The following is a 14,935-nucleotide window of genomic DNA, read 5'->3' as shown; positions in this document are numbered from 1 at the left end:
TCTCTGCATAGGCAGGGAATATCCATTTGTTCGGATGGAGGATGGATTGTGAAAGAGCGGATAATCACTGGCATTGTAGCCGGAATACTCTACTTAGGGCTTTGCCTGCTCGGTGGCTATGCTTATCATGGGCTGCTCGTGGTGATGGCTCTTATTGGATATTATGAATTTGTAATCATGACAAAGTCGGCTCCGTTCGGAGCACCGGCAGTGATTGGTTATATTAGTGTGCTATATATGCTTTTACCATGGACATTAATGAATCTTGAACCGCCGTTGTCTGTTGATCACAGTATGTGGATTGTGATGCTGTTATTATTGTCCATTACTGTTATTTCCAAAAATAAAGTGGATATTAAACAAATGGCATTATTGTTCATCGGAGCCGTTTATATAGGTACAGGGTTTGCATATATTGCAGATACACGTCAGACACCAGACGGACATGGATTATTTTGGACGTTTATGTTGCTAGCTTCGATTTGGGCTAGTGATATTGGAGCTTATTTTACAGGCAAAATGCTAGGCAAAAATAAGCTATGGCCTTCGATCAGTCCCAATAAAACGGTTGAAGGTGCGATTGGTGGAGTCGTATTTGCTATTATTGTAGCTGTTATCTTCTCACTGATATCACCAGAACTTCTTCCAATGACCAATGCGATATTAATAGGTATAGCAGCGGCAGTCGTAGGACAGATGGGTGATTTGATTCAATCGGCATACAAGCGCATCTATGGAATCAAAGATTCTGGAAAATTGTTACCAGGTCATGGTGGTATTTTAGATCGTTGTGATAGCTGGTTAATGGTATTTCCACTGGTTCACATTGCGTTGCTTTTACCTTTCTAAATGATACGGATTTAAATGATAACCTATTGTAATCTAACGGGGTGCACAATGAAAAAATTAGCGATTCTTGGCTCTACAGGTTCAATCGGTACTCAAACATTAGATGTTGTTCGTACGCATCCTGAAGCTTTTGAAGTTGAAGGACTAGCAGCAGGTAATAATATAGAATTGTTGATTCAGCAAGTATTGGAGTTTAAGCCATCTAAAGTTTCTGTAGGTTCTAAACAATCAGCAGAGCAGATCAAGCAACAACTACCTTCTCATATCGAAGTATTCTATGGGGAGCAAGGATTGATTGAAATTGCAGCAGGAACAGATGCAGATACCGTTGTTACAGCAGTTATGGGTAGTATGGGGCTTCCATCTACACTTGCAGCGATTGATGCAGGCAAAACGATAGGATTAGCGAATAAAGAAACATTGGTAACAGCAGGTCATCTAGTTACAGCTCGTGCTAGACAAAAAGGCGTTCAATTGTTGCCGATTGATAGCGAACATTCAGCATTATTTCAATGTCTAAATGGAGAACCCCGTGAACGTGTACATCAATTAACGTTGACTGCTTCGGGAGGTTCATTTCGTGATCGTACACGAGAGCAATTGAAGCATGTGACTGTAGCTGATGCACTGAAGCATCCTAACTGGTCTATGGGTTCCAAAATTACGATTGATTCTGCAACGATGGCGAATAAAGGACTTGAAGTGATTGAAGCACACTGGCTATTTGATATGCCTTATGATCAGATTTCAGTACTGTTGCATCCTGAAAGTATTATTCATTCATTTGTAGAATTTGTAGATACCAGTATTATTGCACAATTGGGTAATCCAGATATGCGTGTACCGATTCAATATGCATTAACGTATCCTGATCGTCAGCAAGCTCCTTCTTCGCGTCTGTCGTTAGCTCAGATCGGGCAGCTTAATTTCCGTGAAATGGATTACAATCGTTTTCCTTGTCTAAGTATGGCTTTTGAAGCAGGACGTTTGGGCGGAACAGCACCGACAGTATTTAATGCAGCGAATGAAATTGCAGTAGCTCGATTTTTAAATGGAGAAATTCCATTCTTATTGATCGAAGATATTATTGCGGATGCTCTACAACAGCATGAAGTGATTGCCAATCCAGAGCTAGAAGTCATCTATGCTACCGACGCACAGACTAGAGCAAGAGCCAGTGCATTTTCAGTATTGTAAAAGGAATGGTATGTTGTATAGATAATGTGATAATGGTTTTGTATCATGACGATTATGCCTATAACCGGGATTATCAACAGAAATGGAATTTATTTCTTGATGTTCGCCATGCTCTGCTTGTATCAGACCGTACAAAAGTGATAATCTAAAAGTGCAGACCTTCGGTCGCAAGCGAAAAAGGAGGATTTGGCGATTTGGAGACACTTCAAGTAGTAGTTATGACGGTACTCATGTTTTTTATTATTGTTACAGTGCATGAGTGGGGGCATTATTATTTTGCCAAGCGTGCAGGAGTATTAGTACGTGAATTTGCTATTGGCTTCGGCCCAAAACTGTTTTCATATAAAAAAGATGAGACTGTATTTACATTGCGTTTACTGCCTTTTGGTGGTTATGCCCGTATGGCTGGTGAAGATCCTGAACTGGTTGAGATTCAGCCCGGACAGACGATCGCTATTCGTACAGCCAATGAAGTCGTTAAAACGATTTTTGTAGATCAATTAGATAATCGTAAGAATGTTATTCGTGGCGAAGTACAATCAATTGATATTATTGATGATCTCAAAATTGTATTAGATGTTGATGGTGATATTCAAACATTTAATGTAGATCCCAAAGCAATGATGTCGATCAAAGGGCAAGATATTCAGATTGCACCGCGCAATCGTCAGTTTAATAGTGCAACTGTAGGTCAACGTGCATTGTCTATTTTTGCAGGACCTGCAATGAACTTTATTCTTGCTTTTATTCTTTGTCTGATCTTGGTACGTATGACAGGTGTACCTGTTGAAAATCCAACAGGGGTTATTTTGGGTCAGGTCACTTCGGATTCTCCAGCTCAATCTAGTGGGTTGCTAAAAGGCGATCTAGTGGAGAAAGTTAACGGAACCGAAATTGCAGGAGATTCTGTCAAAATGATTAGTTTGATTGAATCTTCGGCTGGTAAACCTATGGAATGGACGATTGAACGTGGTGGTCAAGAACAGACGGTTACTATTACTCCTAAAGCAAACGAAAAAAATGTAGGTAAAGTAGGGGTCGCTGTAGAACCTCAAACTCGTTCAGCTTCTTTTGGTGAAACATTTAGTTATGCAGGCGAACGCTTTATCGATATGAGTACAACGATTTTAACAAGTTTAAAAATGTTAATTTTTGGACAGTTCCATTTAGATGATCTAGCAGGACCTGTAGGTACGATTCAAGTTACGACTGAAGTGGCAAGACAGGGACTTGATAGTATGATTCTTTGGACAGCACTAATTAGTACCAACTTGGGAATATTCAATCTATTGCCTATTCCAGCATTAGATGGAAGTCGTTTGATTTTCTTGTTGGTGGAATGGATACGTCGTAAGCCACTTGAACCAAGCAAAGAAGGTCTGGTTCATTTAATCGGATTCGGTATGTTATTCTTGCTGATGATCGCTGTAACCTATAATGATATTGTACGTTTAATTAAAGGTTAATATCTGTGCTGTAGCGTATAGACAGACATGATATACTCAAAGAAAGACCACGGAAGCAGAAGGGTGGAAATGCAACATGTACGCCTCAGCGTAAAGTTGAAGGATGTTGCAGATCATCACTCTTTTGCTTCTTTGTCTGAAATCATTCAACAAGCACTCACAATCATGATACAATAAGGTAAAATGAGCGACTAATAATAACAGATATCGATTCTGATATTATTCAGATCTGCTCGCTAAATATTTGGTTACTTACAGGAGGATATCCATTTTTATGTCGAATGATAAGCAGGACAAACAATTCGTAACTGAAATTACACCACAAAGCGAAGACTTCTCACGTTGGTATATCGACGTGATCAAAAAAGCTGAATTAATGGACTATTCACCTGTACGCGGTTGTATCGTTTTCCGCCCGGATGGATATGAAATTTGGGAGCATATTCAGCACGATTTAGACCGTCGTTTTAAAGAAACCGGTCATCGTAATGCGTATTTCCCATTATTTATTCCAGAAAGCTTTTTTGAAAAAGAAAAAGAACATATCGAAGGATTTAATCCTGAATTACCTTGGGTAACTGAAGCAGGTGGAGATAAGCTAGAAGAACGTTTGGCTATTCGTCCTACATCAGAAACCATGTTCGGACATATGTATTCTAAATGGATTCAATCTTATCGTGATCTTCCAGTATTGATTAACCAGTGGGCTAACGTTGTTCGTTGGGAAAAACGTACATTGCCTTTCTTACGTACAAGTGAATTCTTGTGGCAAGAAGGTCATACTGCTCACGAAACAGAAACAGAAGCACGCGAAGAAACAATGCGTATGCTTGAAGTGTATCGTGATTTTGTAGAAAGTTTCTTAGCGATTCCTGTAATTACAGGGCAGAAGAGTCCTTCTGAGAAATTTGCAGGCGCACGTGATACGTATTCCATCGAAGCAATGATGAAAGATGGACGTGCTGTACAAGCAGGTACTTCTCACTTTATGGGTACTAACTTTGCAGAAGCTTTTGAAATTCAATACTTAAGTCGTGATAATACACAAGAGTATGCACATACCACTTCTTGGGGTGTAAGTACACGTCTAATCGGTGCGCTTATCATGGTACATGGTGATGATCGTGGATTGGCTTTACCTCCTAAAGTGGCTCCAAAACAAGTCATGATTATTCCAATTGGACCTCCTAAAACACGTGATATGGTTGTAGGGCGTGCAGATGAATTATTTGCTGAATTGAAAAAAGCCGGAGTGCGTGTAGGTATTGATGATCGTGCCGATGTACGTCCAGGTTGGAAATTCAACGAATATGAAATGCGTGGTATTCCAGTTCGTTTGGAAATTGGACCTCGTGATATGGAAAATGGAGTATGTGTATTGGTTTCTCGTATCACAGGCGAGAAAAAGCAAGTGGCTCTTGAAAATATTGTAACTGAAGTTCAAAATATGTTAGATCAAGTACAACAAGAAATGTACGATCGTGCGCTTGCTTTCCGTGAAGAAAACATGCACCAAGTCGATACATTGGATGAAATGAAAGCTATTATGGAAGAAAAACGTGGCTTCTTTATCGCAGGCTGGGATGGTACGATCGAATCCGAAGCGAAAGTAAAAGAAGAAACAGGAGCAACGATCCGTAATATTCCTTTCCAATTAGATGTACAAAAAGAAAAATGTCTTGTTACAGGTGAACCTGCGAAACATACTGTTGTATTCGCTCGTGCTTATTAAGATATCTTATAGATCTAGACTGTCATCTATCTAGATCGGGTAAATGTATAATTCAATTTCTAGCTGCTGTTGGTATAGGGCTGAAATGAACATATAGCTAACGATGTAAAGCTATTGAAGCAGGCAAGCTTCCAACAGAGTGGAGTAGACGGCAGTCTGATACCAACTTTAGTGGAGGCTTGTTGCTTTTTGGAAAGGGGGATCTTATGAGTGTTAGTGGAGAGAAAAGAACACGGTTCGAACTGTTAATGAACCAGGCACAAGTACCTGCTGGATTAATGGAGCCTCATTTTGCAGATGGTATGATCGATCGAGTAGAGATTAGTCGTAGCAATAAAGAATGGAAAATCGTGATTGCGAAAGAAACATTAGTAGCAGCACCAACCTATCGTGCATTTTGCTTGCATATTCAAGAGAAGATGGGGCATATCGCCAAAATTCGCTTTCTCTTTCAATACGATGAAGCGGTCGATGTGGTACAGATTGTAGAAGAATACTGGAATATGTTTTTGGAATGGGTACAACGTGAAATCCCTTCTGTTAATGGATGGATGACACGTGCTAAATATATGGTAGACGATCATACAGTTACAGTGACGATGAGTGATAATATGTCACTAGAACTTGCCAAAAAGAAACAAATTGATCAAGCTATCGTACGCTTTTATCAAGATTATTTTAACCTTACGTTACGGATCAAGCTTCAAGTGGGTGAAAATACGACTGAAGCTGTAGAAGAATTCCATGTACAGCGTCGTAAAGAAGAACTGGAAGAAATCGAGAAATTGATGACCAGTATGGAATCCGAGTTCGAAGAAGATACCGATGCAGATGGAGAGCCTGTACGCTTACAAGTTGGTTATGAGATCAAAGAACAACCTACACCACTTCAAGATATTCAAGATGAAGAAAAGAAAATTACGATTCAGGGAACTATTTTTGGCTTAGAAAGCAAAGAGCTTCGTAATGGTAGTACATTATTTACGTATTTCTTAACAGACTTTAGTGATTCCTTGCAAATGAAAATGTTTGCTAAAAATAAAGAAGATCTCAAAATCATGAATCTACTAGCCAATGGAAAATGGGTAAAAGCTCGTGGTAGAGTAGAATACGATCGCTTTATGACTATTCCAGAACTTGTCATGATTCCATCGGATCTAAGCGAAGTTAAAGCTCCTGCTGGACGCAAAGATGATGCTGACGAAAAACGGGTTGAATTTCATTTGCATACAACAATGAGTTCAATGGATGGTATTACCCCGATTGATCAATATGTCAAAACAGCCGCTGCATGGGGACATTCTGCGATTGCAGTTACCGATCATGGTGGAGTTCAATGTTATCCTGAAGCCTACAAAGCTGCTAAAAAGCATGGTATCAAAATGATGTACGGACTTGAAGCGAATGTAGTGAATGATGCCGTAGCGATTGTACTCAATCCTCAACCGATTGATTTGAAAACAGCTACGTATATCGTTTTTGATATAGAAACAACCGGTCTATCGGTTACACAGAACAAAATTATTGAAATTGCAGCGATCAAAATGGTAGATGGCAAAGAGTTAGATCGCTATGCGACTTTTGTCGATCCGCATGAACGAATTCCTTACAATATTCAGCAGTTGACTAATATTACGGATGAAATGGTTCGTGGAGCACCAGAAATTGATCAAGTGATTCGTGAGTTTGTAGAATTTGCTGGTGATGGTATTCTAGTCGCGCATAACGCACGTTTTGATATCGGCTTTATTCAAGCTACACTGAAAAATCACGATTTACCAGAAATGGAAAATCCGGTGTTAGATACTCTTGAATTAGCACGTTTACTGTATCCAACATTGAAAAATCACCGTCTAAATACATTAGCTTCGAAATATAAAGTCTCTTTGGAAAGCCATCACCGTGCGATTGACGATACACTAGCACTTGGAGGTATTTTGTTTGGACTGTTGAGTGATGCGGATAAAGAACGTCGCTTAACTCGTTTGGATCGTTTGAATGAATTTGTAGGGCAAGATTTATCCAATGTACGTCCTTTTCATTGTGGTATTTATGCATTGAATGAGATTGGCAAAAAGAATCTATTTAAATTAATTACTTTATCACATACTCAATACTTCAAACGGGTAGCTCGTATACCTAAATCGGTATTGACTGAATATAGAGAAGGATTGTTAGTTCTCTCTGGTTGTGAAAAAGGGGAGTTTTTCGAAGCCGTTCTTAATAAATCAGTAGAAGAAGCCGAGGAAATTGCTCAATTCTATGATGTATTAGAAATTCAGCCGCTAACGATGTACATGCATCTGGTGGACAAAGGATTAGTAGCTAGTCCACGTGAGTTAGAGATCGCTGTAAACAAAATTTATGATATCGGAGCTAAATTAGACAAACCGGTAGTCGCAACAGGAAATGTTCATTATTTGGAACCGAGACAGAAATTGTTCCGTGATATTACGATTAACGGGATTACCGGTTTTAGTCCGCTTAAAGATCAGCGTAAACCGGATGCTCATTTACGCACAACGAATGAAATGATTGAAGAATTCAGCTTTATGGGTGAAAGCAAAGCCAAAGAAGTCGTTGTTACCAATACACAAGCATTAGCAGAACGTTTTGAATCGTTTGAGCTGTTCCCTGAAAAATTGTTTACACCTATTTTGGAAGGCGCAGACGAAGAAATTCGAAATACTTGTTATGATACAGCGAAGTCGATCTATGGCGAAGAGTTACCAGATGTTGTTGTAAAACGTCTTGAAAAAGAATTAGAACCGATTATCAAGTTCGGATTTTCTGCCAACTATTTGATTTCCGAGAAATTAGTTAAAAAATCTAACCAAGATGGTTATTTGGTAGGTTCACGGGGTTCTGTAGGTTCTTCTGTTGTAGCTACGTTTCTAGGTATCTCTGAAGTAAATCCATTACCTGCTCACTATATCTGTACCAACCCAGAATGTAGACATAGTGAATGGTTTTTAGATGGTAGTATCCCGAGTGGATTCGATTTACCCGACAAAGACTGCCCTGATTGTAATGGTAAGCTTAAAGGGGAAGGTCAAGATATTCCGTTTGAAACGTTTTTAGGATTTAAAGGGGATAAAGTTCCCGATATCGATTTGAACTTCTCAGGGGATTATCAACCGAAAGCTCATAATTACACCAAAGAATTGTTTGGCGAAAAAAATGTATTCCGTGCGGGTACCATTGGTACAGTAGCGGAAAAAACAGCATTTGGTTTTGCTAAAAAATATGAAGAATTGCATCAGAAGAAATGGCGTAATGCTGAACTTAGCCGCCTAGCTTCAGGATGTACAGGCGTCAAACGGAGTACAGGACAGCATCCCGGCGGTATCGTTGTTGTACCGGATTATATGGATGTAGAAGATATTACACCTGTTCAGTTCCCGGCAGATGATGTGAATGCAGAGTGGAAAACGACACACTTTGATTATCATGCTTTTGAAGCCAACTTGCTCAAGCTAGATATACTAGGACATGATGATCCGACCATGATGCGGATGTTGCAGGATTTGACAGGTGTAGATCCGACGAAGATTCCGATGAATGATCCCAAAGTCATGAGTATGTTTAACTCGACAGAAGCATTAGGGATTACAGCAGAGCAATTACGTAGCCCTGTTGCTACTTATGGTGTACCTGAGATGGGTACTAAATTTGTACGCCAGATGTTAATTGAATCGCTACCTTCTTCCTTTGCCGATTTGTTGCAGATATCAGGTCTATCTCATGGAACAGGGGTATGGTTAGGAAATGCACAAGATTTGATCAAAAATAATACCTGTAATATCAAAACAGTAATCGGTTGTCGTGATGATATTATGTTGTTCTTAATTTACAAAGCAGGTATGGATGCCAGTCTTGCTTTTAAAATTACTGAAAGTGTACGTAAAGGGAAAGGGTTGTCCCAAGAGTGGATTGATGAGATGAAGAAATGCAAAGTACCGCAGTGGTATATTGATTCCTGCCTCAAAATCCAGTACATGTTCCCGAAAGCCCATGCTGCTGCTTATGTTATTTCAGCAGTGCGGACGGCTTACTTCAAACTATATTATCCAATTCAATACTATGCGACTTATTTTACAGTGCGGATCGAAGACTTTGATCCTGATCTATGTTGTCAGGGATATGAAGCGATCTATCGTAAAATTGTCGAGATTGAACAAATGGGATTCCAAGCTCCAACCAAAGAAAAAAATATGATTCCTATGTTAGAAATGGCACTTGAAATGACAGCACGTGGATTCAAATTCCAACCGGTGGATCTGTATCGCTCTGAAGCGACTACATTTACAGTGGATGGAGATAGCTTGATTCCTCCATTTTCAGCTGTACCGGGGATTGGTGATAATGCAGCACGTAATATTGCGGCTTCTCGTCAACACGGGGAATATCTGTCGATTGAAGATTTCCAACAGAAATCCAAAGCGACTAAAACGATCGTGGAATTGATGACGCAAATGGGTTGTTTCCGTGGCTTGCCAGAAAGCAATCAGCTGTCTCTATTTTAAATCAAGACGATGCGTCATGTACCAAGCATTAACACCTTGTAGTCAAGGTTATTTACTTGTCACTCCTTTGGAATTATGATATAATTTTAAGGTGATAAGGAAGATAAAACCGTTTTGTGAAGAGTGGGGAAACCCACTCTTTACTCTTTGGTATACGGTTGTTGAATACATTTACAGGAAATAATGACGCAGAAGATCGAACCGAGAGAAGTAAATTGGTTCGATTTTCTACAAAAAGCGGCAATAATGAATTGGTTCAACAACATGTTTTGTATATAGGATTTTAAGGTGATGGAGGGTTGAATTGTTTGAGCACACCGAAGATTAAAACGACCGTAGAAGAAATGGTACAGCCATTTTTGAGTGAGCATGGCTTCGAGTTGGTCGATGTGGAATATGTAAAAGAAGGCAGTAACTGGTTTTTGCGAGTGTTCGTGGATAAGGACGGCGGTATTGATATCGAAGATTGCAGTCGGATCAGCGAATATATGAGTGAACAATTGGATGGCAATGATCCGATTACGGGAGCTTATTTTCTAGAAGTATCTTCTCCAGGTGCAGAACGTCCACTTAAGAAGAGTGAAGATGTTGCAAAAGCAGTTGGCAAAGATGTTTTTGTAACAACGTATGCAGCTTTGGATGGACAGAAGGAATTTGAGGGACGATTGCTTTCATTTGATAATGAAGAATTACTGATCGAAGCGGGCAAAAAAACTCACACTATTCCATATGAAAAAGTAGCCAGCGCAAGACTGGCAATCATTTTTTAAACGGTAGTTTTTTGAAAGGGGGAACTTGAAGCACATGAGTATGGAGTTTATTGAAGCAATGAACGAATTGGAAAGAGAACGAGGAATCAGCAAAGACATCGTGTTCGAAGCGATCGAGGCTGCCCTAATTTCCAGTTACAAGCGTAATTTTAATGCAGCACAAAATGTACGTGTTGATATGAACCGCAATACAGGAGTTATCAAAGTATTTGCACGTAAAAATGTAGTGGAAGAAGTCTTGGATGCACGTACAGAGATTTCTATAGTATCTGCGCACGACATCAACCCGAACTTTCAGTTGGAGGATGTTGCTGAGATCGAAGTGACTCCGCGTGACTTTGGACGTATTGCTGCACAAACAGCGAAGCAAGTCGTAACTCAACGTATTCGTGAAGCAGAACGTGGTTTGATTTACAATGCTTTTATCGACAAAGAAGAAGATATCGTAACAGGTATCGTTCAACGTCAAGATGCACGTAATATTTATGTGGATCTTGGTAAGATCGAAGCTGTACTTCCTCTAACTGAATTAATGCCTAACGAGAAATTCACAATGAATGAACGTATCAAGGCTTATATCACTAAAGTGGAAAATACAACTAAAGGTCCTCAGATCATTTTGTCACGCACACATCCAGGATTGCTTAAACGTTTGTTCGAACTTGAAGTACCTGAGATTTTCGATGGTGTGGTTGAGATTCGTTCTGTAGCACGTGAAGCAGGCTTCCGTTCTAAAATTGCTGTCTTCTCACGCAACGAAGAAGTAGATCCAGTTGGTTCATGTGTAGGTCCTCGTGGTATACGTGTACAGATGATCGTTGGTGAACTTCGCGGTGAAAAAATCGACATTGTTCGTTATTCTGATAGTGTTGAAGAGTATGTTGCTAATGCTCTTAGCCCATCCAAAGTACTGGAAGTTCAAGTATTTGAAGATGAGAAAATGGCACGCGTAATCGTTCCTGATTATCAACTATCTCTGGCGATTGGTATCAAAGGGCAAAATGCTCGTCTTGCTGCCAAATTAACAGGATGGAAAATTGATATTAAGAGCGAGACACAAGCAGAAGAAGAATATGGTCGTCCAAAAGAAGCTAGCGAAGAAATGCACCAAGATTCGATATCGGTTGACTAAACATTTTCATTTGTATGCCTGATAGGACTTTCCCTCAAAATGGCAGGGGACAGGTGCCGCTTTGGATGTTGATGTTATGATAACAATATGGGGAGTTCGAAGGGGGACATGAGATGATGATAAAAACCAAGAAAGTACCGCTGCGCAAATGTGTAGCTTGCCAGCAAATGATGCCTAAGAAAAGTCTAGTGCGTATTGTACGTACGCCAGACGATCAGGTGGAAATGGATTTGACCGGTAAAAAATCGGGACGTGGTGCGTATATTTGTGGCAACATGGCCTGTTTTCGTTTGGCACAAAAGAGTCGTGCGTTTGATCGTGCACTCAAAGCGCCTGTTAGTGCGGAAATATATGAGCAGCTTGCCCATGAATTTAGCAGTGTAGAGAACGATTTTTGCACAGTACAGGAAAGAGGCGCTAATGAATAACGAACTATCCCTACTCGGGCTTGCGATGCGAGCCGGCAAAGTGTTATCTGGAGACGAATTGGTTCTCAAAGCGATTCGTTCTCAAGAAGCCACCCTTGTCGTATTAGCTGGAGATGCTTCAGATAATACACAGAAAAAATTCCGTGATAAATGCGGAAGTTACAGTATTCCGCTTCTTATCGGGTATGACCGTGATCAGCTCGGCTCAAGTATTGGTAGAGATGGACGAGTCGTGTTGGCTCTGACAGACAAGGGTTTCGCAGAGTTATTCCGCAAACGAATGGGGAATTCCTCGGAGGTGGAATATATTGAGCACACAGGAGCAGAAGGATAAACTGAGAGTTTATGAATATGCGAAATCTCTCAATATGAGTAGTAAGGAAATCATTACGATCTTGAAAAGACTGGATGTACCGGTCAATAATCATATGAGTGTTATGGAAAATGATGCTGTATCCAAAGTGGAAAAGTTTTTCAAAGATATCAAATCAAATGCTGCGGATAAGCATGTCAATTCAACAACCCAAAACGCGAGTGCGGATCGTACTCGTGAAAAAATTCAACAGGAAAAGCAGGTAGGTATGGATACGAAAACGCAGAACAACTCAAATAGTGGGAATAACAAACCCCAAAACGGTTCCTCTAGCAGTAACCGTAGTAACTCGTCGTCTAGTCAATCAAGTAACCGTCCAAGTACGGGAAGTAACAACAGCAGTTCTAGAACATCTTCAACATCAGGACAAAGCAGTCGCCAACCAAGCAGTGCTTCTCGTCCGCCATCTCAATCCAGTTCTCAGAACCGTCAGCCTTCAGGTCAAGTAAGAAGCGCTGGTCCTACAGGTAACAGCAGTACAAGTAGCAATGGTAACCGCAATGCTAGTGGCGGTACTGGAAGTAGTAATGCTGGTCCTAAACGCAATAACAGTACTGGTGGCGGTCAAGGCGGAGGCAATCGCTCCGGCGGCGGTAACCGTTATGGTAGCAACAACAATAGTAACCGTAACAGTGGACGTGGTGGTAAAGGTCGCGGTAAAAATCAATATAGCAACCAACCTCCTCGTGAGAAAATTGATAATACACCTAAGAAAATCATCGTTCGCGGTGAAATGACTGTTGGTGAAACAGCTAAATTGCTTCATAAAGATGCTTCAGAAGTTATCAAAAAGTTGATCACAAGTGGCGTAATGGCTACGATTAACCAAGAGCTTGATTTGGATACGATTCAGTTGCTTGCTAGCGACTATGGTGTAGAAGTTGAAATCAAAATCGCAGTTGAAGATGATCGTTTTGAAACCGTTGAAGAAGTCGATGATGAAGCTGATTTGAGCGCACGTCCTCCAGTTGTAACGATCATGGGTCACGTCGATCATGGTAAAACAACATTGCTTGATGCTATCCGTTCTACGAACGTAACTGGCGGCGAAGCTGGTGGTATCACTCAGCATATCGGTGCATATCAAGTTGAAATCAACAAAAAGAAAATTACTTTCTTGGATACACCGGGTCACGAAGCGTTTACAGCTATGCGTGCTCGTGGTGCACAAGTTACAGACATTACAATTATCGTAGTTGCAGCAGATGATGGCGTTATGCCACAAACAGTAGAAGCGATTAACCATGCGAAAGCAGCGGGTCTTCCTATTATTGTTGCTGTAAACAAAATTGATAAACCAGGTGCGAACCCTGATAAAGTAAAACAAGAGTTAACAGAGTATGAATTGGTGCCGGAAGAGTGGGGCGGAGATACAATCTTTGTTAATGTATCTGCAAAACAACGCGAAGGTATTGAAGACTTGCTTGAAATGATCTTGTTGGTTGCTGAAGTGAACGACTATAAAGCAAACCCTGACAAACGTGCTCGTGGTGCGGTTATCGAGGCAGAGCTAGATAAAGGTCGCGGTCCAGTTGTACGTATTCTTGTACAAAACGGTACACTCAAAATCGGAGACGCATTTGTTGCAGGTAACTGCTTCGGACGTATCCGTGCCATGGTAAATGATAAAGGTCGCCGTCTTAAAGAAGCAGGCCCTTCTACACCAGTAGAAATTACAGGTCTGACTGAAGTTCCTTTAGCGGGAGATCCGTTCATGGTGTTTGAAGATGAGCGTAAAGCTCGTTCAATCGCTGACAAACGTGCGATTACACACCGTCAGTCTGAATTGGGTGCTAACACTCGTGTAACATTGGATGATCTTTTCCAACATATCAAAGATGGTGAAATCAAAGACCTTAACGTAATTATCAAAGGTGACGTTCAAGGTTCGGTTGAAGCTCTTAAAGGTTCATTGGAAAAAATCGAAGTCGAAGGCGTTCGCGTCAAAATTATCCACCGTGGTGTAGGTGCGATTAACGATTCTGATATTATCCTTGCTGCTGCTTCTAATGCGATCGTTATTGGTTTTAACGTTCGTCCAGATAGTCAAGCAACGCAAACCGCTGAACAAGAAAAAGTAGATATCCGTCTACATCGTGTTATCTATAATGCTATTGAAGAAATCGAGCAAGCTATGAAAGGCATGCTGGATCCAGAATATAAAGAAGTTGTTGTTGGTCACGCTGAAGTACGTAGCGTATTCAAAATCAGTAAAGTTGGAGCTATTGCAGGATGTATGGTTACTTCCGGTAAAATGGTCCGCGCTGCTGAAAGCCGTCTGATCCGCGATGGTATTGTTATCTTTGAAGGTAAATTAGATTCACTTAAACGTTTCAAAGACGATGCTAAAGAAGTGGCTCAAGGGTATGAATGTGGTATTACATTAGATGGCTACAATGACCTCAAAGAAGGCGACATTATCGAAGCATTCATAATGGAAACCGTAGAGCGCTAAGTGCGAG

The 14,935-nt window shown here is 40.6% G+C and carries 10 protein-coding genes; all 10 read left to right on the top strand.

Annotated elements, in window-relative coordinates; all coding sequences use genetic code 11:
• The first annotated feature begins 48 nt into the window (after positions 1–48).
• The 10 genes from RCP16_RS09905 (at position 49) to infB (ending at position 14,928) form a co-directional block, all read left to right on the top strand.
• Complete coding sequence (locus RCP16_RS09905) at positions 49–849, top strand: phosphatidate cytidylyltransferase (protein WP_137222729.1); 801 nt, start codon at positions 49–51, stop codon at positions 847–849.
• Between the two features lie 48 nt (positions 850–897).
• Positions 898–2,046, top strand: coding sequence for a 1-deoxy-D-xylulose-5-phosphate reductoisomerase (locus RCP16_RS09900; RefSeq protein WP_308642320.1), 1,149 nt, complete (start codon positions 898–900; stop codon positions 2,044–2,046).
• A 194-nt stretch (positions 2,047–2,240) separates the two neighbouring features.
• A complete protein-coding gene (gene rseP, locus RCP16_RS09895) occupies positions 2,241–3,512 on the top strand; it encodes an RIP metalloprotease RseP (protein ID WP_069327345.1) in 1,272 nt (423 codons plus the stop codon).
• 274 nt (positions 3,513–3,786) lie between these two features.
• Positions 3,787–5,244 (top strand): proline--tRNA ligase, encoded by a 1,458-nt coding sequence (proS, locus tag RCP16_RS09890; RefSeq protein WP_273593734.1) that lies wholly within the window; start codon positions 3,787–3,789, stop codon positions 5,242–5,244.
• A gap of 206 nt (positions 5,245–5,450) precedes the next feature.
• Complete coding sequence (locus tag RCP16_RS09885; protein ID WP_137222735.1) at positions 5,451–9,770, top strand: PolC-type DNA polymerase III; 4,320 nt, start codon at positions 5,451–5,453, stop codon at positions 9,768–9,770.
• Between the two features lie 308 nt (positions 9,771–10,078).
• Entirely contained in the window at positions 10,079–10,540 is a 462-nt protein-coding gene (gene rimP / locus RCP16_RS09880) for a ribosome maturation factor RimP (RefSeq protein ID WP_069327342.1), read from the top strand.
• A 34-nt stretch (positions 10,541–10,574) separates the two neighbouring features.
• A complete protein-coding gene (gene nusA, locus RCP16_RS09875) occupies positions 10,575–11,672 on the top strand; it encodes a transcription termination factor NusA (RefSeq protein WP_069327341.1) in 1,098 nt (365 codons plus the stop codon).
• A gap of 119 nt (positions 11,673–11,791) precedes the next feature.
• Entirely contained in the window at positions 11,792–12,100 is a 309-nt protein-coding gene (gene rnpM, locus RCP16_RS09870; RefSeq protein ID WP_069327454.1) for an RNase P modulator RnpM, read from the top strand.
• Positions 12,093–12,434 (top strand): L7Ae/L30e/S12e/Gadd45 family ribosomal protein, encoded by a 342-nt coding sequence (locus tag RCP16_RS09865; RefSeq protein WP_069327340.1) that lies wholly within the window; start codon positions 12,093–12,095, stop codon positions 12,432–12,434. The genes rnpM and RCP16_RS09865 overlap by 8 nt, the downstream gene beginning before the upstream one ends.
• On the top strand, positions 12,409–14,928 hold the full coding sequence (infB, locus tag RCP16_RS09860; RefSeq protein WP_308642319.1) for a translation initiation factor IF-2: 2,520 nt from the start codon (positions 12,409–12,411) through the stop codon (positions 14,926–14,928). Before RCP16_RS09865 ends, infB begins: the two co-directional genes overlap by 26 nt.
• Positions 14,929–14,935 lie beyond the last annotated feature (7 nt).

The sequence above is a fragment of the Paenibacillus nuruki genome (assembly GCF_963311185.1).
In the GTDB taxonomy this organism is placed as follows: domain Bacteria; phylum Bacillota; class Bacilli; order Paenibacillales; family Paenibacillaceae; genus Saccharibacillus; species Saccharibacillus nuruki.
Note: the sequence above shows the minus strand (reverse complement) of the source record. Positions and strands in the feature narration are given on the sequence as shown.

Coding starts and splice junctions, on each gene's coding strand:
- RCP16_RS09885 (WP_137222735.1), top strand. CDS start 5,451: ATGAGTGTTAGTGGAGAGAAAAGAACACGGTTCGAACTGTTAATGAAC.
- proS (WP_273593734.1), top strand. CDS start 3,787: ATGTCGAATGATAAGCAGGACAAACAATTCGTAACTGAAATTACACCA.
- nusA (WP_069327341.1), top strand. CDS start 10,575: ATGAGTATGGAGTTTATTGAAGCAATGAACGAATTGGAAAGAGAACGA.
- RCP16_RS09865 (WP_069327340.1), top strand. CDS start 12,093: ATGAATAACGAACTATCCCTACTCGGGCTTGCGATGCGAGCCGGCAAA.
- RCP16_RS09900 (WP_308642320.1), top strand. CDS start 898: ATGAAAAAATTAGCGATTCTTGGCTCTACAGGTTCAATCGGTACTCAA.